The following is a 24,194-nucleotide window of genomic DNA, read 5'->3' on the forward strand; positions in this document are numbered from 1 at the left end:
CTGCGCGAGCCTTGTGCGAAGAAAGGGCGCTTTGCACAAGGCGCCTTTCCAACACTTCAAAGCATAGCAACGGCCTCAGGGTTTGCCGGGGTTCGACGCTTGCGTTCGTCCGCTTTCCCAGCCGCCGCCCAACGCCAGGAACAAATCGATCTGGCTGGCGGCTACCTGGGTGTTGGCAGCGGCCAATTGCGCCGTGACATCCGTGTAGGTGCGGGTCGCTTGCAAGTCAGCCAGGAACGATTCGCGGCCGGCCTGGAAGAAGCGATGGGTCTGTTCGGCCGCCAGTTTTGCCGATTGCTCGGCATCGGCCAGGGCGTCGCGGCGTTGCAGCAGGGCCGTGTATTGGGCAAGGCTGGTCTGGGTTTCACGAATCGCGTTGAGCACCACCCCATCGAAATGCGCCAGCGTCGCCTGGGTCACCGCTTCGGCTTCGCGGATGCGCGCCCGGGCGCCGTTGGTCGGCACCTTCCAGGTCAGCGACGGGCCGAAGCCCCAGCGGTTGGTCGACGGGTCGCCGAGATCGTCGAGGATACCGACGGTACCGATGGTCGCGCCGATGCTGATATTCGGGTACAGCTCACCCGTGGCGACACCGATGCCGGCCGTCGCGGCCGCCAGCCGCCGCTCGGCCTGCCGCACATCCGGGCGACGCTTGAGCAACGCGGCGCCATCGCCCACCGGGACCAATTGTGCGATTTTCGGCAGTTCGTCGCAGGTAGCGGTGCCCGTCGGTAGCTGGTCCACCGGCTTGGCCAGCAACATCGACAGGCGATACAGCCCGGCCTGACGTGAGGCCTCATAGCGCGGCATGTCGGCGCGCAGGGATTTGAATTGGGTTTGCGAGCGGGTGACCTGGGTTTCATCGCCACGCCCGGCATCGCGCAGGCGCTGGATCAGTGTGGTGCTTTGCGCTTGCAGGTCGAGGGAGTGCTGGGCGATTTCCCGCTCTTCGTTGGCCGCGCAAACCTGAGTGTAGGCCCGCACCACGTCGGCCACCACAGTGATGCGTGCCGTATCGGCGGCGGCCTGCGTCGCATCGGCATTGGCCTTGGCCGCCTCGATACCGCGTTGCAAGGTCCCGAACAGGTCGAACTGGTAGGACGCGCTGATGCCGATGTCGCCAATGTTGGCCACCGGCACTTTTTCCGGTAGCAGGAACGCCTGGCCGGACTCCTGCAAGCGCTGGGCGCCCATCTGCACGCCGCCGCTCCAGCCGCCCGCCGCTTCGGCCTCATCCACCTGAGCGCGAGACCGCGACAGGCTGGCTGCCGCCACGCGCAAATCGGTGTTGGAGGCCATGGCCTGCTGTACCAGCTGGTCGAGTCGCGGGTCCTTGTACAGGCGCCACCAATCGGCTGGCACCGGTGCGGACACCACCGTTTCGCCATCGACCGCCAGATCGCCCTGGATATCTGGACGATGGACAGCCGCCTCTTCGGGCAAATGATAATCCGGCCCGACCATCTGGCACGCCGACAGCAGCAAACCCAAACCGGCGACCGCCAAACCCGAGGCCTTGCTCATTGCGCCGGCTCCCGTTGCTGATCGTCGATGATCGATACCGTGGCGGTACGCCCGGCGATCATGCGGAAATCTTCCGGCACGTCATCGAAAGCGATGCGCACCGGAATCCGTTGGGCCAGGCGCACCCAGCTGAAGGCCGGGTTGACGTTGGGCAGCAGGTTGTTGCCGCTGGTGCGGTCGCGGTCTTCGATACCGGCGACGATGCTTTCTACGTGCCCGCGCAAGCGCGCATTGTCGCCGATCACCCGGATGTCGACGCTCTGGCCGATATGGATGCCGTTCAGTTTGGTTTCTTCGAAATAGCCGTCGATGTGGAACGAATTGCTGTCGACCACTGACAACACCGGACGCCCGGCGCTGACGAACTCCTGGGTCCGTGGCGCACGGTCGTTGACGTAGCCGTCCACCGGGCTGCGGATCACCGAGCGGTCGAGGTTGAGTTGCGCGCTGTCCACCGCCACCTGGGCTTCCGTCAAGGCCACCTGGGCGCGGGCCACTTTCGACTGGCTTTCTTCCAGTTGCTCAGCCGGCACCAGATTACCGAGACCTTTGTTTCGCTTGGCCTCGCGTTGGGCCTGAGCCAGGGTTTCTTCGCGGTCGGCGACAGCCGCTTTCGCTTGGCGCAGTGCCAGCTTGAAGCGGTCCGGATCGATGCTGAACAGCACCTGGCCGCGCTTGACCAACTGGTTGTCGCGCACCTCCACTTGCTGGATCAACCCGGAAACATCCGGCGCGATTTGCACGATGTCGGCACGGATGTGCCCATCGCGGGTCCAGGGCGCGAACATGTAATACATCACCATGCGCCAGACCACGACCACCGCGAAGCTCACGATCAGCAGGGTCAACACCACGCGACCAAGGGTTAGAAAGGGTTTTTTCATGTCATCAGGTATCGACTGAGTGAGTCCACGGCGCCAAGCAGCAGGGCGTAGAGGGCCACGTTGAACAATGCCCGGTGCCAGACCAGACGGTAAAAGTGCAGGCGCGTCAGCAGCCCGTGCACCAACAGGTACAACACATAGGTAATGCCCATCAGCACCAGCAGCGTGGGCAGAAACACCCCGCTGACATCCAGGTCACCGATCATAAAGGCGCTCCATCAATGCCATGGGGAAGCGGTTCTTCGGGCTCGGCGGCGCCGACGAATTCGACGCCGGGCAACAATGCCAGGCGCAGGCCGCTGAGGGCGTGCAGCAGATGCCGACGGGTTTCGTCATCGCCGGCACCACTGAGGGCGCGACGTGTGCGGTCGAGGGTCATCAGCAGCGGGCTCGGTGCCGGCAAGCGCTCACCGGCCTTGAGACAGGCCTTGAAGTACTCGCCAACCTCGGCCACCACCTGGCGCAGCAGCACCTGCGGCACACCGAGGACCCGCGGCGTGTGGGCCAGCAGGTCCAGCAGATTCAGCGCCACCCGCACTTCCCGCAGCGCCACGCCGGAGTCCTGGCCGGTCATGGCCAGGCGCGGCAGGTGCTGCATCAGCCGATCGAGCATCTTTATGCCCAGCAGCCGATGTTCGGACAATGTGGCCGGCTCGGAGAGGCCGACAATGTCACGCCAGCTGAAACGGGTCAGGCGCTTGGCTGCCAGCTCGGCCCCGAACGGCCGGGCGATCAGGGTCCAGATGAACGCGAACAGCAGCCCCATGGGACCGGCCAGGTTGGAGTTGGCGAAACTGAGGAAGTCGGCGTCGTAGGCCCCCTGAATACTGATGAAGGACGAGGTGTTGACCAGGGTCAGCAGCATGCCCAGGTAAAACTGCGGCTTGACCGTCAGGGTGCCGACACAAATGAACGGCACGGCAAACGCCAGCACCAGCATCGGAAAGTCATGCAGGTTGGGCAGCACGAGAAACAGATAAAGGCTGGCGAACACCACCGACATCGCCGTCCAGAAAAAGAACCGGTAAATCTGCGGCGCCGGGTCGTCCATCGAAGCGAAGAAGCTGCACGCCACCGCCGCCAGGATCACGGCGCTGCCGCCATCGGTCCAGCCGAGCAGAATCCACAACACCGAGGCCACGATAATCGCGGTGACGGTGGAAGCCGCGGAATACAACATCAGGCCGCGATCCAGAAACGGGGACAGCCGCCCCAGCCGCCAGTGCCGATACACCGCGCGCCAGCTGTCCTGGCTTTCGCACTGGATGGCGTATTGCAGGCTGCGGCAGTCCTGCCACAAATCGATCCACTCGCCGAGACGGTAGATGGCATTGGAGAACAGCAGCTGCTTGCGGTCATCCAGCGCTTCGGAGGTGGGTTGCAGGGCTTCCAGTTGATCCTTCAGTGCTTGCCAGCGGTCGAGGTCGGCATCCTTGTGCCCGAGCCATTCAGTGGTGGCCGTGCGCAACGGCGCGAACTTGTCCACAAGTTCGGGCGTACGCCGTTCCAGGGCATAAAGCGCGTCGTCGAGGGCGTCGACTACCGGCAGCAGGTGAATCATCCGCCCACGCAACTCCTTGGTATTGCGCACCGTCTGCGGACGCGAACCTTCGTGGGGCAACTGACCGATCATCAACTCCAGGGAATTGAACGTGGCGACCATCGATGCACGCAACGCGCTGACTTCTTCAGGCTGCACGTTACGACTGAGGAAGCGCAGGCTGTAGGTCGATGCATCGGTAAACCATTTGCTCACCGAATCATTGAACACCGGCGCCAGGCGCCGCGGCCAGAACATGGCACCGACCACCGCCGCTACGACGATGCCCAGAAAGATTTCTTCAGTCCGCGCTTCGGCCACGTCCCACACCCCCAGCGGATTGTTCACCACCGGCAGGGCGATCAACGGCAAGGTGTAGCCGGCGAGCATCAAGGCGTAGTTGTTCGCGGTGCGCAAATGCAGGGACAGAAACAGCAGCGTGCCGGTCCACAGTGCAATCACCACCACCAGCACGTAGGGGCTCTGCACGAACATCGGCACGAACAGAACCGCCGCCGCCGCGCCGATAAAGGTGCCGACTGCCCGGTACAACGCTTTGGAACTGGTAGGTCCGAGAAACGGGCTGGAAACGATGTACACCGTGGCCATCGCCCAGTACGGACGCGGCATTTGCATGAGCAGGGCGATGTACAGCGCGATCATCGATGCGGCGAAGGTGCGGACCCCGTAGAACCAGTCTCGCGCCGGGGGCATGCCTGCAAAAAATCCGTTCAAGAGTTGGCCACCGATGGCGGCGTGGCCATTTCAAAAGCTCTCAGTACCCGCAGCGTAGCTTCCAGATCACTCGGGGCAATACCTTCCAGGACTTCCTGGCGCAAGCGCACCAACTCCACTTCGACCGCCTGCACCAGCTCCCGGCCGGCGTCGGTCAGGCTCAGGCATTTGGCGCGGCGGTCCTGCGCGTCTTCGGTCCGGCAGACGTAACCGGAATGGCACAGTTGATCAAGCAGGCGCACCAGCGATGGACTCTCCATCCCGGCGGCTTGCGCCACCGTCACCTGGCGCACGCCCTCACCCAGGCGCCCGATCATCAACAGCGGAACGGCGCAGGCTTCGGAGATTCCATAGTTGACCAGCGTGGTCTGGCAGATTTTGCGCCAATGCCTGGCGGCCACCACCATGGCACTGCTGATGTTCATCTGGAGAACGTCGAGGTTGTTAGGCACGAGGGAAAATACACACTGTTAGTTTGCTAACTATCAATATTGCATTGGAGAGGATTTTCCGTCAAGTTTTGAAACAATTACGTAACAGCGACCTGCCGAGAGCCCTCAACGTTTCCTGGCGCGCTCATACACCTCACTGCGTTCGCGCTTTCCTACTGCAACGACAGAAACAACAATGCGCTCATCTATCACCTCGTAGACGAGTCGATATCCCGATGACCTCAGCTTGATCTTGTAGCAGTCAGGCATGCCATGCAGCGCGTCAGACTGGATTCGAGGCACCTCAAGCCGCTCTGACAGCTTCTTTTTGAATTGCTCACGTACTGTGTGCCCCAGCTTGTCCCATTCTTTGCGTGCAGACGGGAGAAATTCGAGCTTATAAGTCATCCAGCGTTACCGGGATCGGCGTTTCATGACGACGAGAACGCACGAGTTCCGCCAACTCCAAATCATCAAGGCGCTCCATCATGGCTTCGAACACATCGGCAGGAACCATGTAGCCCATGACGCGATTGTGATTGAGCACCGCGACAGGCCCTCCATGGGCGCCATTCAAAACGGCAGAGGGGTTTTTCTTTAGTTCAGACACGCTGACAGCCATATCGGCCAAAACATTCTGCATAATTAAGACCTCAAATAAGGTCTTAATTTTGGTCAAAAAATTCGATCAGAGCAACCTCCGTGGACCGCCGCCTATCCGTTATTTACACCCCCCGCCCCTTCCTCAACATCACATCCAGCTGATCCACCACCTCGGCCCAATCCGCGTCATCGAGAATCTCGTCTCGCAGAAGCTCCGCCTGACTCGGGCTCCAGAAAAATGCATCCGCAAGGTGCAGTTCCGGTTTGAGCGGTGAATGGGTGGCGATGAATTTATCGATGCTTTCGGCGTCGTCCGGCAGGCCGAGTTGTTTGAACAGGGATGGCAGGTTGTGGGTCGGGCTTTCCATGTTGAACTCCGGTGAGTTTATAAGGGGACCGCTGCGCGGTCATCGCGAGCAGGCTCGCTCCCACAAGTATCTGTGTCGATCACAAAACCTGTGGGCGCGAGCCTGCTCGCGAAGACGTCAGCATTGACGAAACAAAACTCAATGACTCAACTCCCGCACCTCCGCATGCGGCACCATTTTCAGGAACTCGGGCATGTCCATGCGCACCAGGTTGACGTGGTTGCCGGCCTCCAGATAGATGTCTTTCTGCCGGGTCAGCAGCGGGTCGATGACCACCTCCAACCCATAGGACTCACCCAGCGCCGGTACGGCACCGCGTTCGCAATCGTCGAACAGGTGCGCCAGGTTGCTTTCCCGGGAAACCTGCCACTCACCGCTGCTGCGGACCTTGCTCAGGTCAAGGTGACGGCTGGCGGGCAGCACGGCCATCAGGTAGTGCCCATGGTGATCGTCGAGGATCACCGATTTGGCCACCCGTTCGGCAGGAATACCGGCGACCCGCGCCGTTTCGAGGCTGCTGGCCGAATGGGGGTGGCTGACGATGTCATATTCGCATTGAGCCTTTTCCAGGCTTCGCTGCACGGTTCTTGCCATACGCATGATGCACCTCGGTGTCCGCCGTGATCGCTGGCAGACGATGGTTAAAGCGTTGCTTGCGTAGTAAAAGTCTAGGCCCGCCGGCGTGATCCGGTGGGAAATCCGCCCATCGGCCGACGACGACAATTGAGCAAAATTCATACAGGGCGAGGGTCAACTAAACTGTACTCAGAGCCACTCCACGACTCTCCCGGAGGGTCAAGTGAACACGCGTTGTTGTGCAGTTGCGTTGCTGTTGGCGTTGAGCGGATCGGCCTTCGCTGCCGACACGGTTGTGTTGCTGGTGCCCAATCCCGTGGGAATCTGGCTGATCACCTTCGGCATCGCATTCCTGATCGCCGAAGCGGCCCTGCCCAATTACGGCGTGATCGGCCTGGGCGGCATCGTGATGTTCGTGATCGGCGCGGTCATCCTGTCCAACACCGAAGTGCCCGTGCCGTTGATGATCGGCCTGGCAGTGGTCAGCGCGCTGCTACTGATCTACCTGGTGATTCACGCCCTGAAGACCCGACCGCGCCACATCGTCAGTGGTGATGCCGGGCTGCTCGGTAGCGTGACGGCAGTGACGTCATTGCAGGCCGGCAACGCCTATGGCGGCTGGATTCATTTGCAAGGAGAACAATGGCAAGTGCTCAGCGCGACGCCGCTGCAACCCGGACAACAGGTGCGGGTGGTGGGGCGCAAGGGCTTGCTGCTGCAAGTGGCCGCGGCTGACGCGGCGCCGGGCGGAGAATAGTCATGGGTTTGCAATTGGGTCTTGTCGCGCTGCTGCTGTTGCTCATCGCACTGGCGGGGTCGACGTTCCGCATCCTGCGCGAGTACGAGCGCGGGGTGGTGTTCCAGCTCGGGCGCTTCTGGCAGGTCAAGGGCCCCGGCCTGATCCTGCTGATTCCGGTGGTCCAGCAAATGGTTCGGGTCGACTTGCGCACCGTGGTGCTGGACGTGCCGCCGCAAGACGTGATCACCCGCGACAACGTGTCGGTCAAGGTCAACGCGGTGCTGTATTTCCGCGTGCTCGATCCGCAGAAGGCCATCATCCAGGTCGAGGATTTCCTGGCCGCCACCAGCCAATTGGCGCAAACCACGTTGCGGGCAGTGCTGGGTAAACACGAACTGGACGAACTGCTGGCCGAACGCGAACGGTTGAACCTGGACATCCAGCAAGTGCTCGACGCCCAGACCGACGCCTGGGGCATCAAGGTCGCCAACGTCGAGATCAAGCACGTGGACCTCAACGAATCGATGGTCCGTGCCATTGCCAGGCAGGCCGAAGCCGAGCGGGAACGGCGCGCCAAGGTGATCCACGCCGAAGGCGAATTGCAGGCCTCGGAAAAACTCATGCAGGCCGCCGAAATGCTGGGCCGCCAACCGGGGGCCATGCAACTGCGCTACATGCAGACCCTGAGTTCGATTGCCGGCGACAAGAGCTCGACCATCGTCTTTCCGTTGCCGATCGAGTTGCTCAAGGGCATGGCTGACTTGTCGTCGAAACCCTGAAGGCTGCAACCCTCTCTTTCATTGCCCGGTGTTGCCGCCCAGGTACAACCTGGCGGCAACACCGGCAACGGTGCAAACTCGTCCGGCACGTCGGCGGTGCCGATCAGCCAGATTCGACCCGAGTCCATGGACCGTCAGCGCTGCGCCGTCTCGGCGAACGGATACACCGACTCCCAACCCCCACCCAACGCCTTGTACAACCCGACGGCCGCCAGCGACACGCCGGTCGAACTCTCGACCCACTGCTCCTGCGTGGCCAGCAGCGCCCCTTGAACAGTGAGTACGGTAACGAAATCCACCACGCCCTCAACGTACTGCTGTTGCGCGGCGTCCAGCGCAATGCGGTTCTGACGCACGGCTTCGGCCAGGCTGTCGCGGCGTAATTGGCTGGCGTTGTAGGCGGTCAGTTGGTCATCGATTTCATGCCAGGCGCGCAACACGGTTTGCTGATAGGCAATGGCCGCTTCCTGTTGTTGTGCTTCGCGCAATTGGAGCACGCCCCGCAAACGGCCACCGTCGAACAACGGCAAGCTCAATTGCGGGCCGATCCCGAACGAACGCGAACCCCAGGAGCCAAAATCGCTCAGTTGCATGGCCTGGGAGCCGATGTTCCCCGACAGGGTGATTCGCGGATAGAAATCCCCCTTGGCCACGCCAATGCTGGCCGTGGCGGCATGCAGTCGCGCTTGGGCCTGGCGAATGTCCGGTCGACGTTCAGCCAGTTGCGAGGGCAAGCCAATGGCGACCTGGCGCGGCGTTTGTGGCACTGGCGCGTCTGTGGATAACTGCGCCGCCAATGCCTGGGGCGCTTCGCCCATCAACAGGCTCAAGGCATTGATCAGTTGCCACTGGCGCTGCTCCAGCGCGGGCAGACGCGATTCGATGGCAGCCACCTGTGCGGCGGCTTCGGCGACATCCAGATCCGTCGCGACGCCGTCGGCCAGGCGCAGTTGCGAAAGCTGCAGGCTATGGCGGGCGACGTCGAGGTTCTGTTCGGTGACGAGCCGGGTGTTCTGCACACCGCGCAGTTGAATGTAGTCCTGGACGGTTTCGGCCAGCACCGACAACAGCACACCGCGCCGGTCGTTCTCGGCGACCTCAAAAGTGGCGTCGGCCGCTTCGGTTTCCCGACGCACGCGGCCCCAGAAGTCCAGCTCCCAGGAAGCGGAAAATCCGGCATTCCACAGGTTGAAAGCCGATTGGCCGTTGTGACCCGACGGATCGCTCAGACCTTCACCACTGTTGTGATTGCGCCCGTAACTGCCACTGGCGGCCGTGTTGGGGTAGCGGTTGGCAGTGATGACCTGGCGCACCGCACGACTTTGCTGCAAACGGCTGCCGGCCAGCTTCAGGTCGAGGTTGTCGGTCAGGGCGCGCTGGCTCAAGGCCGAGAGTTGCGGGTCGTGAAACACTTCCCACCAGCGCTCGGCCATTGTTTCGGCGATGGCCTGGCTGGTGGCTGCCTTTGATGGTTTTGCCCATTCGGTGATTTGTGGGGTTTCGGGCTTTTGGAAATCGGGGCCGACGGTGCAGGCGCTGAGGCTCATGACGAGCAAGGCACTGAAGGTGAGCGGCTGCCACAGGCCTCTTCGCGAGCAGGCTTGCTCCCACAGGGGAATGCGGTCAATTGTGGGAGCGAGCCTGCTCGCGAAGGCGTCAGCGCAATCAACGAAAATCTTCATCGCTGAACAACCTCTTCCGCCTTGGCGGTGGCCGTATCAATACTCGCCTCCACCGACATCCCCACCCGCAAGCGCTCGGCCAGCGACTGCCCCGGCTCCAACACGATCTTCACCGGTATCCGTTGCACCACCTTGGTGAAGTTGCCAGTGGCATTGTCCGGTTTGATCGCGGCGAACGTCACCCCGGTGGCCGGTGCGATGCTGTCGACACGACCGTTGAGTGCCGCACCGCCCAGGCTGTCGACGCGCACCTGCACCGCCTGCCCCGGCTGCACATCCGTCAGTTGCGTTTCCTGGAAATTGGCCATCACATAAGCCTGCGCCAGCGGCACCACGGCGAGAATCTTGCTGCCCGGCGTCACGTAGGCACCGACCCGTACCGCGCGTTCTCCGACCATGCCGTCCTGTGGCGCCACGATCCTCGTATAGGATAACTCGTAGCTGGCCATTTCCAGCTTCGCTTGCGCCCGCTTCAGACCGCCTTCCGCCGCATCGCGCTGGGCCGTCAGGATCTCCACCTGCTTGCGCTCCGCCGCCAGCACTGCCGTGGCGTTAGCCAGACGTGCGCCAGCCTGGTCGATGCGCGTTTGCGCCTGTTGCGCATTTTGCACCGTGCCGGCGCCCACCCCGGCGAGGTGCTTGTAGCGGTTCAATTCATGCTCGGCAAAGGCCATTTCCGCCTTGGCCGAAACCACCGAAGATTGCGCCTGGGTAATCACCGATGCCTGGCGCTCCAGAGTCGCCCGGGCGTTTTGCAGTTGCGCCCTGGCCACCAGCGTTTCGGCGTCGGCAGCCTGGGCGGCGGCGCGCAAATCCCGGTCATCGATCAGCGCCAGCAATTGCCCCGCCTTGACCTGCTGGTTGTCCTCGACCAGCACTTCCTTGATAAACCCGGCGACCCGCGGCACGACCAGGGTGAAATCCGCCGAGACGTAAGCATCGTTGGTGTTCTGCTGGGTACGCTTGCCGAACAGGCCGGGCATTGCCAGGTACAGCGCCCCACCGACGGCCAATGCGACGGCCACGGCCACCGCGACTTTCTGCTTTGCTTGGGTGTTCATAAAAACCTTCTGTTTCAGTGGAGCATTCAGGTCGGTGTGCGCGGCGGATAGATCCGCGTCGGCAGCCAGAAAATCAGCAGGATCAAGGTCATGGCGATACCGGCCATGCACAGGTAAAGATCAGAGGACGTGAGCACCAGCGCTTGTTCATGCAGACGATGAGCGAGACTTGCGCTGTCGCGTTCGGCCAGCGGCGAGTTGCCGAGGCGATCGACCAGCATGGTCGAGTGAAAATGCAGACGGGCCGTGGTCAGCGCTTCGATCACCCCGGTGGCGATGACCGCCGACAGGCCTTTGACGGTGTTGAACCAGGCCGATGCGAACGGCCCCTGCATCGGGTTGATGCTGCCGGTGGACAACATCAGCAGTGGCAATACCGCCATGGGCTGACCGAAAATCTGCAGCCATTGCAGCACATAGAAATCGTCGCGAATCCACGCGGACGTCAGTTGCGAGCCGCCGACGCACGACAACGCCAGCATGCCCAGGCCGATGCCCAATACCCAGCGGCAATCGACCCAGCGAAAGTTGCACAGCGCCGCCACCAACGGCAGCGCGATCAATTGCGGCAGCGCCGCCAGCAGCATGATCGGTGCGGTCTGCACCGGGCGATAACCCTGGACCTGCGCCAGGTAGCTGGACGGAATGATGATCACTGCCTGCAACACCACCAGCACGCCCGCCAGGGTCAGCAAGGCAAAGGACAGGTTACGGATGCCGAGCATCTGCATCTTGAAAAACGGTATCGGCTGCGACCACTCGCTGGCCAAAAACAGCACCAGCAGCAACAGCCCGCCACCGAGCAATCCGCAGATCAGGTTCGACTCGAACCAGTCCAGACGGTTGCCCTGCAAGATGCCGATCACCAGCATGCAGATGGCAGGAAAGCCCAACAGCAATCCGCGCCAGTTGAAGGATTTGAAGCGCTCCAGGCGCAGCGGGTCCTGGGGCAGGCCATACGCTACCGCGGCCATGGCAATCAGGCACGGCGCGATGATTTGCCAGAAAGTCCATTGCCAACCGACGTATTCGGTCCACAGCCCGGCCAATGGCGTACCCAGGCCCGGGCCGAACGTCGCCGTCAGGGCATAACCGGCCAAGCCATACAACTTCACGTTGGCGGGCAGAAACCGCAGGGCCACGGTCATCAACATGGGGGGCAGTGCGCCGCCCGCCAGGCCTTGCAAGGTGCGCAGCAACAGCAGGCTTTCGTAGTTAGGGGCGAAGGGGCACAACACACCCAACAGGGTGAACAGGCTGATGGCGCACAGAGTGAAACGCCGCAACGAGAACGTCACCGCACACCACGGCGCAAACGCCATGGCCGCCACCGACGTCGCGGTGTAACAGGCGACCAGCCAGGTGCCTTCGTCGTAGCCGATGGCCAATGCGCCGCGGATGTCGGCGAGCGCGACCTTGGTCACCATCTCGTTCAGGCCCGACACCAGCACCGCCAGCAGCACGCCCACCAGGCCGATGATGATCCGCGGGCCGAAGACCGGCGGTGCGGCCGCCGTGCTGGCCGCAGCGACAGGTGCCGTGACCGTAAGGGAAGTCATGTACTGCGAACTCCGGCGTGGAAAGACCGAAGCATTCTAAAAAGCGTGATGCCTGACGAAAATCAACTTATCGGCAGGTTATAAGTGCGCCAGACGCAACAATACCCCCCTGTAGGAGCGAGCTTGCTCGCGATAGCGGCAGGTCAGCCAATAGGGATGTCGAGGCTGCCGGCCTCATCGCGAGCAAGCTCGCTCCCACAGAGGAACTGATCAGCTCATGGTTGAGCAGCCAGCCACGTTTCATCGCAGCAGGTTTTCAGGGTTTCACGCAGCCAGCGGTGCGCCGGGTCCTTGTCGAAGCGCGGGTGCCAGGCCTGGGTCAGCATCAGGGTCGGCAACGGAACCGGCAGGTTGAACGAGCGCAGTTTCAACCCCAGCCGCCGCACACTCAGCAAGGCTTCCTTGGGCACCGGCAGGATCAGGTCGGAATCGGGCAAGGCAAACATCGCCGCATGAAAGCTTGGCGCGATCACCGCCACCCGCCGCTCCAGGCCCAGGGCATTGAGCGCGGTATCGATCGGCCCCCGGGCAATGCCGCGCCGGGACATGCTGATATGGGAATAACCGGCATAGCGCTCAGCCGTGATCTCTTCGTCCAGTAGCGGATGATCCTCGCGCACCAGGCCGACGAAGTGGGTGGAAAACAGGTTCTGAACCTTCACTTCCGGGGTCAACGGCCGTGTGTTGCTGACGCTCAGATCGATCCGCCCTTCGCGCAAGGCCTCATCATCGCCATCGCCTTCCGGGACGAAACGCAATTCGCAGTGCGGCGCCTGCCGGTCGAGGGTGTCGAACAACCTGCCGCCGTAAACTCCGACAAAGAAGTCGTTGGCCCGAATACTGAACCGCCGCCGCAGCGAACTCAGCTCCACCGCATCGGCCGACCGAAACAGCAACCCGGCCTGCTCCACCACGCTGCGCACTTGCTCGCGCAATTCCAGCGCCTTGGGTGTCGGCACCAGGCCACGGCCGGCACGCACCAGAATCGGGTCGCCAATGGCTTCGCGGATGCGCGTCAACGTCCGGCTCATGGCCGCGGGGCTCAGGTTCATCCGCCGCGCCGCCCCCACCACACTGCCCTCGTCGAGCAAGGCGTCGAGGGCGACCAACAGGTTCATATCCGGGAGTTGCATGCAGGGCACTCATGACCGATCAGGATTGATCCTGGTGCAATGCTAGCAGATCAAAAGATCGCAGCCTTCGGCAGCGCCTACAGAGGAATGCGAGCTCTGGATTTCCAATCAGCGCTGCATGCCCCAGCGCTTGACCGTCACCCGCTCCAACGAATCAAACACCAGGTTCTCCACCAGCAACCCAATCAGAATCACCACCGCCAGGCCGGCAAACACCTTGTCGGTATACAGCTCATTGCGATTCTGAAAGATGTACCACCCCAACCCACCCTTGCCGCTGGTCGCACCAAACACCAACTCGGCAGCAATCAATGTCCGCCAGGCAAAAGCCCAGCCGATTTTCAACCCGGCGAGGATCGACGGCAGCGCTGCCGGGATCAGGATGAACAGCACAAAACGCATGCCCTTGAGGCCATAGTTGCGCCCGGCCATGCGCAGTGTTTCCGAGACGCCGAGAAACCCGGCGTAGGTGTTCAGCGCCAAGGCCCAAAGCACCGAGTGCACCAGCACGAAAATCAGGCTGTTCTGCCCCAGGCCGAACCACAACAGTGCCAGCGGCAATAGCGCGATAGCGGGCAACGGGTTGAACATCGACGTCAGGGTACTGAGCAAGTCGCGACCGAATTGCGTCGACACCGCCAGCGTCGTCAGGCCAAACGCCAGGACGATGCCGATCAGGTAACCCTTGAGCAACACCACCAAAGAGATCCACACTTTGCCCAGCAACTCGCCACTGAGCAGGCCGTCGTACAGCGCGTGAGCGGTCTGCAAGAAACCCGGCAGCAGCAGGTCGTTGTTCTGATAGCGCGCAACGGCTTCCCAGAGCACGGCGAGCAACACCAGGATCAGGCTTTTACGCAACCAGCCCTGTTGCCACAGGCGTTGTCCAAGGGGTAGTTCACGCTCCAGCGGCACGCTGGTCAGTGGCTGCAAAACCGTTTCGAACGCTTCACGCGGGGATGATAAATGGCTCATCGGGCCCTCCTCTCAACTGGCTCAATAAGCGATGCGGATGTCAGCGAAATCCAGCTCGTGCTCGGCTTGCGGTGATTGACCTTCGTCGAACAACAGTCGGTGAATGCGCCGCGCCGATTCCTGAAATGCCACACCGCCCAGGCTGTGCAAATCGTATTGGTGGCTGTGCACTTCCGCCCGCACCCGCCCCGGATGCGGTGACAGCAACAGAATGCGGTTACCCACCACCAGCGCCTCTTCGATGGAGTGCGTGACGAACAGCAGCGTGAAGCGCACCTCTTCCCAGAGCAGCAACAATTCTTCCTGCATCTTGCGTCGGGTCAGCGCATCGAGGGCGGCGAAGGGTTCGTCCATCAGGAGGATTTTCGGCTGCATCGCCAGCGCCCGAGCGATGGCAACCCGAGCCTTCATGCCACCGGACAAGGTGTGCGGATAGGCATCGGCAAACGCCGCCAGACCAACCTTCTCCAGGTAGTGCAACGCCCGCTCTTCAGCCTCTTTGCGCTTGAGGGTTTTCGAGGCCAGCAGCGGAAACATCACGTTCTGTTTGACGGTTTTCCACGGTGGCAGTTGATCGAACTCCTGGAACACCACGATCCGGTCCGGCCCCGGCGCATCGACGCGCTGGCCTTGCAGACGGATCTCGCCCTCCACGGGCTGGATGAAGCCGGCAGCGGCCTTGAGCAAGGTCGACTTGCCGCAACCGGACGGCCCGAGCAGGACAAATCGGTCCGCCGGATCGATCTCGAAGCTAACTTGATGGGTCGCCCGCACCACCCGCTGCGGCGTACGGTATTCAAGGCTGACGTTATCGACCGACAGCAGCGCCTGGGCTGCCGCGATCGGTTTGCTGACCGTGTGGTCTTGCAAAGGGGCGTTCATTTCGGTCAGCTCCCTTGCAGTGGCTTGGCGTCCTGGAAGAAATAATCCTTCCACGAGTCCGGTTTGTTTTTGATTGCGCCGACACGGTAGAGGAACTCGGCCAACGGGTAAGTGTTTTTCGGCGTGACGCTGAACTCGAACTGCGGGTTATCGATGATTTTCAGCAACGCGGCACGGTCGATTTTGGCCTTGGTCACGCGGATGTAGGTGTCCGCCGCTGCACCTTTATCGTTCTGCGCAAACTGTGCGGCTTCGGTCAGCGCTTCGATGAAGGCTTTGTAGGTTTTCGGGTTCTCGTTGCGGAATTTCTCGGTGGCGAACAGAACAGTCGGCGAATTCGGGCCGAGCAGGTCATAGGTGTTCAGCACCACGTGTACATTGGGATTTTCCAGCGCCTGATCCTGGAAAGGCGGGTTGGAGAAATGCCCGGTCAACTCAGTGCCACCGGCTACCAGCGCTGCTGTAGCGTCGGGGTGCGGAACAGCGATGGTGTACTTGTCGAGGCGGTTGAATTCCTTGTCGCCCCACTGCCTGGCGGCCGCGTATTGCAGGAAGCGTGACTGTACCGACACGCCCACTGCGGGCACCGCGATGCGGTCCTTCTCGGTGAAATCGGCAATGGTTTTGACCTTCGGATTATTGCTCACCAGGTAGTACGGGAAGTTGCCGAGGGAAGCCACGGCCTTGACGTTCTGCTTGCCGTGGGTGCGGTCCCAGATGGTCAACAGCGGGCCGACACCGGCACCGGCAATGTCGATCGAGCCGGACAGCAGCGCATCGTTGACCGCCGCGCCGCCGGAGAGCTGGGTCCAGTCGACTTTGATGTCGATACCTTCCTGCTTGCCGTACTTCTCGATGAGGTTCTGATCGCGCACCACGTTGAGCAGCAGGTAGACGATGCCGAACTGTTCGGCGATGCGGATTTCACCTTCGGCATGGGCCACGGTCGGCGCGACCAGGCTGCCGGCGATCAGACTGAAACCCAGGCCGATGGCGGCGGCCAGGGGTGCAAAGGGCAGACGTTTGAACATGATCAATTCTCCGGCAATTCAGAAAGGCGCGTCGCCCTGGATGGTGGTGCGATACAGCTTGCGGCGCAGATGGCTGGGGCATCCGGCAGCAAGGTGGATCAGCGAACGGTTGTCCCAGAACACCAGGTCATGGGGCTGCCATTGATGGCGGTAGATGTTTTGCGGCAACACGCTGTGGGCGTAGAGCTCGGCCAGCAGTTGTTGGCTCTCGTCCTCCGGCAGGCCAACGATGCGGGTCGTGAACCCCTCGCTGACGAACAAGGCCTTGCGGCCGTTTTCCGGGTGTGTCCGCACGACCGGGTGTACCACTTCCGCGACCTGGGCCAGTTGCTCCGGGGTCAGGGTCGGGCGCCAGTTGCCTTCGAATTTGGTTTCGCTGTAACGCGCCGTGTAGGAGTGCGCGGCCGAGCGGCCTTCCACCGCTTTGCGCAGCGCCTCGGGCAGGTTGTCCCAGGCCTTGTGCATGTCGGCGAACAAGGTGTCGCCGCCCTCCGAGGGCAGCTCTTGGGCATGCAGCATCGAACCCAGGCTCGGCAGTTGTTTGTAGGAGAGATCGGAATGCCAGAACTTGCCGGCGTCGCCCAGGCCGATGTTCTGGCCGTTTTCGACGATGTTGGAAACGATGAGGATTTCCGGATGCCCTGCCAGCAGGAACTGTTTGAGCACGTGGATCTGCAATACGCCAAAACGGCGGCTGAAGTCGATGTGCTGTTCGGGGGTGATGCGTTGGTCGCGGAACACCACCACATGATGGTCCAGGTGCGCGCGGTGAATGCGTGCGAAGTCCTGATCATTGATCGGGCGGGACAAATCGAGGCCGAGGATTTCGGCGCCCACCGCTCCGCTGAACGGGCGGATATCAAAGAATTGTGGCGCGATGCTTGGCGAAGCTGAAGCTGCAGACATAAATCACTCCCACGCACGGCACGCTCAAAGGCGCGCGCGTCGATCAGAAACTCACGGAGGTCCCGTGTTGGTTCGTGTCGTGCGGCGCGCCGATTGGTCGGCAGGTACGCAGGAGATTGACTTTATAGGTATAAGAATTGAAATTTAAATACCGTTAATGAATAACGATATGGCGATTGAAAAGGAACTGCGTGGATTGTGGAGTGACGTTTTTTGTCACTTACTGACAGGATTGTGGTGCTATGACTGACGCCATCGCGGGCAAGCCCGGCTCCCACAGGTTTTTGTGTCAAACACATGATCGTGTTTCAACAAAGAACCTTGTGGGAGCCGGGCTTGCCCGCGATGGGGCCAGTGAATCCACTAAAGATCTAGCGCTCGTGCAGCGCCTCGGCCCGCGCGCGGATGATCGGCTTGAGCAGGTAGCTGAGGACAGTCTTCTTGCCGGTGATGATGTCCACGGAAGCGACCATCCCCGGAATGATCAACAAGGGTTTTTCGTCGGTGCCCAAGTGGCTGCGGTCGGTGCGCAGCTTGATGATGTAGTAGGTGGTTTTCTTGTCTTCGTCGGTAATGGTGTCGGCACCGATCTGTTCCAGCTTGGCCTTCATCCCACCGTAGATGGTGTAGTCATAGGCGGTAAATTTCACCGTCGCTTCCTGCCCCGGATGCAGGAACGCAATGTCCTGCGGGCGGATCTTCGCCTCGACCAGCAAGGTGTCGTCCAGCGGTACGATTTCCACCAGGTCGCTGCCTGGCTGGATAACCCCGCCAATGGTATTGACCAGCAGCTTGTTGACGATACCCCGCACCGGCGAGGTGACCAGCGTCCGGCTGACCCGGTCTTCCAGGGCCTTGCCGGTGGCTTGGGCCTTGTTCAGATCGGTGCGTGCTTCATTGAGTTGGGTCAGGGCATCACTACGGAACTTGCCGCGGGTTTCGTCAATTTTGCGCTGCACTTCCTTGATCGCCGACTCGGCTCGCGGAATTGCCAGGGTGGTGGCGTCGAGCTGGCCACGGGTCTCCGCTTCGGCACGCCTGAGGCGCAGGACTTCCACCGGCGATACCGCGCCCTGGGCCACCAATGGCTCGGACATGCTGATTTCCTGACGCTGGAAGCCCAATTGCTGGCGGTACTGCGCCTGCTTGGAGGTGAACTCGCGCAGCTCCTGCTGACGTTGGATCAACTGCTCCTGCAAACCGCCAATCTCGTCATGCAACTGCTGGCGGCGGCTGATATAGAGCGACTCTTCGCTCTTGGCCTGGCCCGGCACGGCCTTGAGTACATCCTCGGGGAAGTTCAACGGACGATCGTCGACCTCGGCACTCAGGCGCTCGACCCGCAGCACCATCGACAACCGATCGGCCTCGGTTTCTCCGACGTTCGAGGCAAATCGCGTGTCGTCCAGGCGAAGCAGCGGCGCACCGGCGTCGACGATCTGGCCTTCCTTGACGAACAGCTCGGAAACGATACCGCCCTCAAGGTTCTGGATTTTCTGGATCTTCGACGATGGAATCGCCTTGCCATCGCCCTTGGTCACTTCGTCGATGACCGCGAAGTTGGCCCAGAACATCAGGAAGACGAAGAACGCGATGATCGCCCAGATCGTCAGCCGCACCACACGCGGCGCATCTTCGATCAACGCCTTGTTGACCTCCGGCAGCGGCTGGCCCTGGAGCGAAGAAGAGCCCTTGAAGTAGCGAAGGATCGAACCCTTACCCGACTTAAGCAACACTGATCTGCCCCTTCTTCAACGCTTCCATCACCGCAGCTTTCGGGCCGTCGGCGAGTATCTGCCCGCGGTCGATCACGATCAGCCGATCCACCAGCGACAACAGCGATGCCCGGTGCGTCACCAGCACCACGGTCTTGTTTTCGATCACGGCTGCCAGGCGCTGCTTGAGGCGCTCTTCACCGGTGTTATCCATGGCACTGGTCGGTTCATCGAGCAGCAGGATCGGCGGATTGAGCAGTAACGCACGGGCCAGGGCAACGTTTTGCCGTTGGCCGCCGGAGAGGTTCTGCCCGCGCTCGCCCACTTGCAGCTCATAACCCTGCGGATGCAGGCGCGCATATTCGTGGACACCGGCCAGTTCTGCCGCTTGCAGCACCAGTTCATCCTCGACATACCGCGCACCGGAGACCAGGTTGTCGCGCAAGGTGCCGGCGAGCAACTGAATGTCCTGGGGCACGTAGCCGATGTTGTAGCGCAGCTCACTGACGTCGATCTGGCGGATATCCACACCATCGACCAACAGCGAGCCATCATCCGGCTGATAGAGCCCTACCAGCAGTTTGGCCAGCGAGCTCTTGCCCGAGCCGCTTCGGCCAATGATGCCGATTTTCTCACCGGGCTGAATCGACAGATTGATGTTCTTCAGCGCCAGGTTCTGCTGTTGGGGGTACGTGAAATTGAGCTGGCGGCACTCAATGGCGCCCTGCAATATCTTGCGGCTGAGCGGGCGCTCTTCGAAATTGCGCTCCTGGGGCAGTTCCATCATTTGATCGACGGACGTCATGGTCACCCGCGCCTGCTGATAGCGCGTCAGCAACCCGGAGAGCGACGCCAGCGGGCTGAGCGCACGACCACTGAGCATGTAGCAGGCAATCAGGCCGCCCATGCTCAGGTGACCGTCGATGATCTGGTACACACCGAAGACAATCATGATCACCCCGGCCAGTTGCTGGATCAGCAAGGTGATGTTCATCGCCAGGCCGGACAGCATCTTCACCCGCAATTCAAGGCGACTGAGGGTGCCGATGGTCTGTTCCCACTGATACTGGCGTTCGCTTTCGGCGTTGTTGACCTTTACCGCATCCAGCCCGGCCAGGGTTTCGATCAGGCTCGACTGACGCTCGGCCCCCAGCGCCATGGTCCGCTCCATGGTCGCTACCAGGGGTTTCTGCAACGCATAGCCGATGGCCAGGGCGATCGGGAATGCCAGCACCGGTATCCACACCAGATGGCCGCCGAGGATCGCGATAACCATGAAAATCAAAAGGGTGAACGGCAGGTCGATCAGGCTGGTGAGGGTCAGCGAGGCGAGGAAATCGCGCAGACTCTGAAACTCATGGATGTTCTGGGCAAAACTGCCGACCCGTGCCGGCCGGTATTTCATGGTCATGCCGACGATGCGCTCGAACAGCGTGGCCGAGATGATCAGGTCGGTTTTCTTGCCGGCCAGATCCAGGCACAAGCTGCGCAGGCTTTTGAGGATCAGGTCGAAGAGGTAGGCGCCAGAGATGCCGACGGCCAGCACCCATAGCGTCGCTTCGGCCTGGTTCGGCACGACACGGTCGTAGACGTTCATCACGAACAACGGCGCGGCCATGGCAATGATGTTGATCAGGAAACTGGCGGCAATGGCGTCGGCGTACAACCAGCGCGAACGCTTGAGAGTGTCGCGGAACCACGAGCGCGCACGCGGAATCAGCGTGCCGTGATTGACGTCGAATTTGTGCTGTGGCTGGGCAAAAAAGACTTTGCCAGTGTAATCGTCGGCCAGCAGCTCGCGGCTGACCAGGGACTCACCGCCATCGCTTTCGCTGAGCAGCACCCGCGCCTGATCTTCGCCTTGCCAGCCAAGCAGGACGGCACTGCGACCGTCCTTGAGCAGCAACAATGCTGGCATGGCAATCGCCGGAATGTCCTCCAGCTTGCGCTGCAGCACCCGGCCTTGCAGCCCCGCGCGAGCCGCCGCGCGTGGCAGCAGCTCGACACTCAAACGCTGCTCGGGCAGTGGCAGGCCGGTGGTGAGCATGGCCGCGCTGGCCGGCTTTTGGTGCAGCATGCAAAGAGCGAGCAGACCATCCAGCAACGGATCGTCATGCAACGCGCGCGGATCATGAATGAGTTGAACCCGACTGACTTCTGATTCCACGCTCGGCACTCTTGGCTAACAATTGAACAATGAAGGTCCTGCTCAATTCATACCGGGCAATTGGACCTTGGGCTTCACGTCGTTCTGCACAACGGATGCCAATGGTGCGACCACTCCCTGGCTCTTGAGCAACTCGCCCATGGTCGCCTTGATTCGGTACTGAGTAAATAACTGAATGTTCTTGATCTCCACCAGACGGTGAGAAGAGGTGAACAACTCGTTCTCGCTGTCGAGCAAATCGAGCAGAGTGCGCTCGCCGAGGCTGAACTGACGCTGGTAAGCGGTACGCACGGCGGTGCTGTGATCAACGTACTGCTGGGCGATCGGCACCTGGGCATTGGCGTTGTTCAGGGCGTTCCAGGCCAGGCCTAGCTCTTCATTCAATTGGCGCAGGGCGTTGTTGCGGATGTCCAACGCCTGGTTCGACAGGTAGGACTTTGATTCCAGGTCGGCCTTGTTGCTGCCGCCGGCATACAGGTTGAAGCGCATGCGCAGCATGGCCTGCCATTCGTTGTTGTGGCCATTCTGACCATCGATATCGTTGTCTGCGGTGCGGCCCAACTCAGCATCGAAGCGTGGGTAGAAGGTCGACTTGGCCGTGTCGTACTGCTTTTCGGCAGCGGCGATGTCGGATTCGGCCGAGCGCAGGATCGGGCTGTTTTCCAGCATCTGCGCGCGGGCTTCATTCAGGTTGGCCGGCATCAGCGCCAGGAAACTCGCCGGGCGCTCCAGTTGATCGGGCATCTGGCCGACAGCGGAGAGGTAGTTGGTCTCGGCATCAGCCAGGTTAGTCTGTTCGGTGATCAGGTTGTTGCGCGCCTGGGCCATCCGCGCCTCGGCCTGATCGAGGTCGGCGCCGCTACCGACGCCACGCTGGGTGCGCAGCTGGATCTGGTCGTAAATGCGTTGGTGGCTCTTGAGGTTGTCCTCGGCCAGGCGCACGAATTCGCGCCGGGTCAGCACGTCGAGATAAACCTGGGCCACGGTCAGCCCGGTACGCTCGGAAGTACTCAGCAGCGAATAGGCACGGGAGTTGACGGTGGCTTGTTGACGCCCTACTTCGCTGGTCGTCGCAAAACCGTCAAAAACCATTTGGGTCAGTCGCAAGCTCGATTCACTGCGGTTCAGGGTTTCCCAGTGATTGTTGCTGCCGTCTCGCGTCGTCACACTATCGGTGCCTTCACGACCATAGCCGCCCAGCAGGTCGACCCGTGGCAAGTACCCGCCTTTCGCAGCCTTCAGCTGATAATCAGCCGCCAACCGGCTGTTGACACCTGCCTGGACCTCCGGATGGACATCCAGCGCTTGTTGCATGGCTTCTGGTAAGGATTGCGCCTGGACGAAAGACGCGGCGATAGCGAAAGGTAGAGCCATGAACAAAGGCGAACGCATTGTAGGAATTTCCCAGGACTTCTTGTCTTGAATCACGACTGAAAAACGCGCCGTGTCGGAAGATGGCGAGCGGAATGACCGTATGTCGGAAAGCTCAAAAGCGGAACTGGATCACATACCGAGGACAGGGTCACAGCTCAAATATCAATGTGACATTACTGGGACGATTGTTTAGGATGGATCCAAGAAGGTCAATAGTTTGGCATAAGGTTAATAACGAAAAATTATAGCCAAAATATTGACGAATTAGCGCGTCAAATTTGTGCATCTATTTTGCAAAGAACGTCCAGACTGGTCGGCGCAGACGCCATCAGGTCTATGGAAGTCAACTGAACGTGACACCCCGGAGAGTCTTCAATGAGCAGTGTTGTTGCCATCGTCAAAAGCATTGTCGGTCAGGTTTTCGTGGTGTCCCCGGAGGGCATCCGCCGAGTTCTCGTTGAAGGCGACAAACTGTTTGCCGGCGACCAGGTCGATACTGGCCTTTCTGGTGCCGTGTCTCTGGAACTGGCCGATGGCCGTACGCTCGATCTGGGCCGTGACACCCAATGGAGCGCTGACGCGCCGGACTCCAGTGCTGACCTGGCAGCCGCCACTGCGCAAGCCGCGCCTTCGGTAGAAGAGCTGCAACAAGCCATTGCCGCCGGTGCCGACCCGACCAAAGACCTTGAAGCCACCGCTGCCGGCCCGACTGCAGCAGGTTCTGGCGGTGCCGCCGGGGGCGGTCACAGCGTCGTGATGCTCGACGCCACGGCTGGCCGTGTCGACCCGACCATCGGTTTCCCAACCGCGGGTATCAACCCTGCCGGGCAAACGACCCTGGAAATCCCGGGTAGCCAGTCCACCAGCGCCAACGTTAATGCCAACGCCAACGCCAATTCCCCGAGTGAATCAGTCCTCAGCCTCAGTGCCACGCCGACCATCACCGAGGCTGGTGGCGTGCTGGTGTACACCGCGACCCTGACCCAGGCACCACTGACCGACCTGATTGTCACGTTATCCAACGGCGCCGTGATCGTGATTCCCGCAGGCGCGACCACCGGCACAGTCAACGTGCCATTGGCTGCGAACGACACTGTCTATAACGACGCGACCCAAATCGATGTAACTGTCACCGGCACCAGCGGCGGCAGCGGCATTACTGTGACGCCGCCGACTACCCCGGCCGCGACCCAGGTCACCGATACCCTCGACACCACCACGGTCACCCTGACGGCCGGCAACACCGTCACCGAAGGCGGCCAGATCACCTACACCGCGACCCTGAGCAATCCGGCACAGACGCCAGTAACCGTCACTCTGTCCAACGGTTCGACCATCACTATCGCCGCCGGCCAGACCAGCGGCACCGTGAACGTGCCGACCTCGGCCAATGACGTCTATAACAACGGCAGCACCGTCAGCACTACCATCACCGGTACCACAGGCGGCAATTTCGAGAACCTGGTGCCGAACACCGCGCCAGCCGTGACCACCATCACCGATTCCGTGGACAACACCGGGCTGACCCTG

At 61.3% G+C, this 24,194-nt stretch carries 23 protein-coding genes; 3 read left to right on the top strand and 20 right to left on the bottom strand.

All coding sequences use genetic code 11. The features are described from left to right. Window positions 1-75: 75 nt before the first annotated feature. The 9 genes from Q8X48_RS05315 to Q8X48_RS05355 all read right to left on the bottom strand — a co-directional run bounded on the left by Q8X48_RS05315 (window position 76) and on the right by Q8X48_RS05355 (window position 6,685). The gene (locus tag Q8X48_RS05315) at window positions 76-1,524 is read right to left on the bottom strand and encodes an efflux transporter outer membrane subunit (protein ID WP_407799890.1); all 1,449 of its coding nucleotides are present in this window, start codon (window positions 1,522-1,524) and stop codon (window positions 76-78) included. Further along, window positions 1,521-2,408, bottom strand: a complete 888-nt coding sequence (locus tag Q8X48_RS05320) for an efflux RND transporter periplasmic adaptor subunit (protein ID WP_407799891.1) — start codon at window positions 2,406-2,408, stop codon at window positions 1,521-1,523. The genes Q8X48_RS05315 and Q8X48_RS05320 overlap by 4 nt, the downstream gene beginning before the upstream one ends. Continuing rightward, complete coding sequence (locus Q8X48_RS05325) at window positions 2,405-2,614, bottom strand: DUF1656 domain-containing protein (protein ID WP_407799892.1); 210 nt, start codon at window positions 2,612-2,614, stop codon at window positions 2,405-2,407. Before Q8X48_RS05325 ends, Q8X48_RS05320 begins: the two co-directional genes overlap by 4 nt. After that, window positions 2,611-4,683: an FUSC family protein gene (locus Q8X48_RS05330; protein WP_407799893.1), complete on the bottom strand. Its 2,073-nt coding sequence runs from the start codon at window positions 4,681-4,683 to the stop codon at window positions 2,611-2,613. Before Q8X48_RS05330 ends, Q8X48_RS05325 begins: the two co-directional genes overlap by 4 nt. Next, window positions 4,680-5,108, bottom strand: coding sequence for a MarR family winged helix-turn-helix transcriptional regulator (locus Q8X48_RS05335; RefSeq protein WP_407799894.1), 429 nt, complete (start codon window positions 5,106-5,108; stop codon window positions 4,680-4,682). The genes Q8X48_RS05330 and Q8X48_RS05335 overlap by 4 nt, the downstream gene beginning before the upstream one ends. Window positions 5,109-5,240: 132 nt before the next feature. After that, a complete protein-coding gene (locus Q8X48_RS05340) occupies window positions 5,241-5,522 on the bottom strand; it encodes a type II toxin-antitoxin system RelE family toxin (protein WP_007975642.1) in 282 nt (93 codons plus the stop codon). Then, window positions 5,512-5,757: a type II toxin-antitoxin system prevent-host-death family antitoxin gene (locus tag Q8X48_RS05345; protein ID WP_007975643.1), complete on the bottom strand. Its 246-nt coding sequence runs from the start codon at window positions 5,755-5,757 to the stop codon at window positions 5,512-5,514. The genes Q8X48_RS05340 and Q8X48_RS05345 overlap by 11 nt, the downstream gene beginning before the upstream one ends. Window positions 5,758-5,839: 82 nt before the next feature. Further along, complete coding sequence (locus tag Q8X48_RS05350; protein WP_007975644.1) at window positions 5,840-6,085, bottom strand: DUF2789 domain-containing protein; 246 nt, start codon at window positions 6,083-6,085, stop codon at window positions 5,840-5,842. Between the two features lie 138 nt (window positions 6,086-6,223). Further along, a complete protein-coding gene (locus Q8X48_RS05355; RefSeq protein WP_007975646.1) occupies window positions 6,224-6,685 on the bottom strand; it encodes an aminoacyl-tRNA deacylase in 462 nt (153 codons plus the stop codon). A 199-nt stretch (window positions 6,686-6,884) separates the two neighbouring features. Here Q8X48_RS05355 and Q8X48_RS05360 point away from each other — a divergent pair, with 199 nt between their 5' ends. Both Q8X48_RS05360 and Q8X48_RS05365 read left to right on the top strand, forming a co-directional pair. Next, window positions 6,885-7,418 (top strand): NfeD family protein, encoded by a 534-nt coding sequence (locus Q8X48_RS05360; RefSeq protein WP_095964456.1) that lies wholly within the window; start codon window positions 6,885-6,887, stop codon window positions 7,416-7,418. A gap of 2 nt (window positions 7,419-7,420) precedes the next feature. Continuing rightward, window positions 7,421-8,179 (top strand): slipin family protein, encoded by a 759-nt coding sequence (locus tag Q8X48_RS05365; protein WP_095964455.1) that lies wholly within the window; start codon window positions 7,421-7,423, stop codon window positions 8,177-8,179. 134 nt (window positions 8,180-8,313) lie between these two features. On the opposite strand, the gene Q8X48_RS05370 is transcribed toward Q8X48_RS05365, so the two are convergent. The 11 genes from Q8X48_RS05370 to Q8X48_RS05420 all read right to left on the bottom strand — a co-directional run bounded on the left by Q8X48_RS05370 (window position 8,314) and on the right by Q8X48_RS05420 (window position 22,682). Next, window positions 8,314-9,861: an efflux transporter outer membrane subunit gene (locus Q8X48_RS05370; protein ID WP_407799895.1), complete on the bottom strand. Its 1,548-nt coding sequence runs from the start codon at window positions 9,859-9,861 to the stop codon at window positions 8,314-8,316. Continuing rightward, window positions 9,858-10,922, bottom strand: a complete 1,065-nt coding sequence (locus Q8X48_RS05375) for an HlyD family secretion protein (RefSeq protein ID WP_407799896.1) — start codon at window positions 10,920-10,922, stop codon at window positions 9,858-9,860. The genes Q8X48_RS05370 and Q8X48_RS05375 overlap by 4 nt, the downstream gene beginning before the upstream one ends. Before the next feature lie 26 nt (window positions 10,923-10,948). Beyond that, on the bottom strand, window positions 10,949-12,481 hold the full coding sequence (locus Q8X48_RS05380; RefSeq protein ID WP_407799897.1) for an MFS transporter: 1,533 nt from the start codon (window positions 12,479-12,481) through the stop codon (window positions 10,949-10,951). Window positions 12,482-12,696: 215 nt separating this feature from the next. Further along, window positions 12,697-13,614, bottom strand: a complete 918-nt coding sequence (locus Q8X48_RS05385) for a LysR family transcriptional regulator (RefSeq protein WP_407799898.1) — start codon at window positions 13,612-13,614, stop codon at window positions 12,697-12,699. 108 nt (window positions 13,615-13,722) lie between these two features. Then, complete coding sequence (locus tag Q8X48_RS05390; RefSeq protein WP_015092951.1) at window positions 13,723-14,589, bottom strand: ABC transporter permease; 867 nt, start codon at window positions 14,587-14,589, stop codon at window positions 13,723-13,725. A gap of 21 nt (window positions 14,590-14,610) precedes the next feature. Next, window positions 14,611-15,471 (bottom strand): ABC transporter ATP-binding protein, encoded by an 861-nt coding sequence (locus tag Q8X48_RS05395; protein WP_126048522.1) that lies wholly within the window; start codon window positions 15,469-15,471, stop codon window positions 14,611-14,613. A gap of 5 nt (window positions 15,472-15,476) precedes the next feature. Continuing rightward, a complete protein-coding gene (locus tag Q8X48_RS05400) occupies window positions 15,477-16,502 on the bottom strand; it encodes an ABC transporter substrate-binding protein (RefSeq protein ID WP_407799899.1) in 1,026 nt (341 codons plus the stop codon). Window positions 16,503-16,520: 18 nt separating this feature from the next. After that, window positions 16,521-17,408, bottom strand: coding sequence for a TauD/TfdA dioxygenase family protein (locus Q8X48_RS05405; protein ID WP_407799900.1), 888 nt, complete (start codon window positions 17,406-17,408; stop codon window positions 16,521-16,523). 371 nt (window positions 17,409-17,779) lie between these two features. After that, a complete protein-coding gene (locus Q8X48_RS05410; RefSeq protein ID WP_126048519.1) occupies window positions 17,780-19,144 on the bottom strand; it encodes an HlyD family type I secretion periplasmic adaptor subunit in 1,365 nt (454 codons plus the stop codon). Beyond that, the gene (locus Q8X48_RS05415; protein WP_126048517.1) at window positions 19,134-21,290 is read right to left on the bottom strand and encodes a type I secretion system permease/ATPase; all 2,157 of its coding nucleotides are present in this window, start codon (window positions 21,288-21,290) and stop codon (window positions 19,134-19,136) included. Before Q8X48_RS05415 ends, Q8X48_RS05410 begins: the two co-directional genes overlap by 11 nt. 42 nt (window positions 21,291-21,332) lie before the next feature. Further along, entirely contained in the window at window positions 21,333-22,682 is a 1,350-nt protein-coding gene (locus Q8X48_RS05420) for a TolC family outer membrane protein (protein WP_126048515.1), read from the bottom strand. Between the two features lie 357 nt (window positions 22,683-23,039). On the opposite strand from Q8X48_RS05420, the gene Q8X48_RS05425 reads away from it, so the two are divergent. Next, a partial coding sequence (locus Q8X48_RS05425; protein ID WP_407799901.1) for a retention module-containing protein occupies window positions 23,040-24,194 on the top strand: 1,155 nt, incomplete at its 3' end.

Origin of the sequence: Pseudomonas sp. QLc11A (assembly GCF_052112305.1) — a bacterium.
Lineage (GTDB): Bacteria > Pseudomonadota > Gammaproteobacteria > Pseudomonadales > Pseudomonadaceae > Aquipseudomonas > Aquipseudomonas laurylsulfatiphila.

Bases quoted from the DNA above. Each gene is read 5' to 3' on its own strand.
- Q8X48_RS05400 (WP_407799899.1), bottom strand. From the start codon at position 16,502: ATGTTCAAACGTCTGCCCTTTGCACCCCTGGCCGCCGCCATCGGCCTG.
- Q8X48_RS05335 (WP_407799894.1), bottom strand. From the start codon at position 5,108: ATGAACATCAGCAGTGCCATGGTGGTGGCCGCCAGGCATTGGCGCAAA.
- Q8X48_RS05340 (WP_007975642.1), bottom strand. From the start codon at position 5,522: ATGACTTATAAGCTCGAATTTCTCCCGTCTGCACGCAAAGAATGGGAC.
- Q8X48_RS05370 (WP_407799895.1), bottom strand. From the start codon at position 9,861: ATGAAGATTTTCGTTGATTGCGCTGACGCCTTCGCGAGCAGGCTCGCT.
- Q8X48_RS05350 (WP_007975644.1), bottom strand. From the start codon at position 6,085: ATGGAAAGCCCGACCCACAACCTGCCATCCCTGTTCAAACAACTCGGC.
- Q8X48_RS05345 (WP_007975643.1), bottom strand. From the start codon at position 5,757: ATGCAGAATGTTTTGGCCGATATGGCTGTCAGCGTGTCTGAACTAAAG.
- Q8X48_RS05380 (WP_407799897.1), bottom strand. From the start codon at position 12,481: ATGACTTCCCTTACGGTCACGGCACCTGTCGCTGCGGCCAGCACGGCG.
- Q8X48_RS05385 (WP_407799898.1), bottom strand. From the start codon at position 13,614: ATGCAACTCCCGGATATGAACCTGTTGGTCGCCCTCGACGCCTTGCTC.
- Q8X48_RS05420 (WP_126048515.1), bottom strand. From the start codon at position 22,682: ATGCGTTCGCCTTTGTTCATGGCTCTACCTTTCGCTATCGCCGCGTCT.
- Q8X48_RS05325 (WP_407799892.1), bottom strand. From the start codon at position 2,614: ATGATCGGTGACCTGGATGTCAGCGGGGTGTTTCTGCCCACGCTGCTG.
- Q8X48_RS05315 (WP_407799890.1), bottom strand. From the start codon at position 1,524: ATGAGCAAGGCCTCGGGTTTGGCGGTCGCCGGTTTGGGTTTGCTGCTG.
- Q8X48_RS05395 (WP_126048522.1), bottom strand. From the start codon at position 15,471: ATGAACGCCCCTTTGCAAGACCACACGGTCAGCAAACCGATCGCGGCA.
- Q8X48_RS05355 (WP_007975646.1), bottom strand. From the start codon at position 6,685: ATGCGTATGGCAAGAACCGTGCAGCGAAGCCTGGAAAAGGCTCAATGC.
- Q8X48_RS05390 (WP_015092951.1), bottom strand. From the start codon at position 14,589: ATGAGCCATTTATCATCCCCGCGTGAAGCGTTCGAAACGGTTTTGCAG.
- Q8X48_RS05320 (WP_407799891.1), bottom strand. From the start codon at position 2,408: ATGAAAAAACCCTTTCTAACCCTTGGTCGCGTGGTGTTGACCCTGCTG.
- Q8X48_RS05405 (WP_407799900.1), bottom strand. From the start codon at position 17,408: ATGTCTGCAGCTTCAGCTTCGCCAAGCATCGCGCCACAATTCTTTGAT.
- Q8X48_RS05375 (WP_407799896.1), bottom strand. From the start codon at position 10,922: ATGAACACCCAAGCAAAGCAGAAAGTCGCGGTGGCCGTGGCCGTCGCA.
- Q8X48_RS05365 (WP_095964455.1), top strand. From the start codon at position 7,421: ATGGGTTTGCAATTGGGTCTTGTCGCGCTGCTGCTGTTGCTCATCGCA.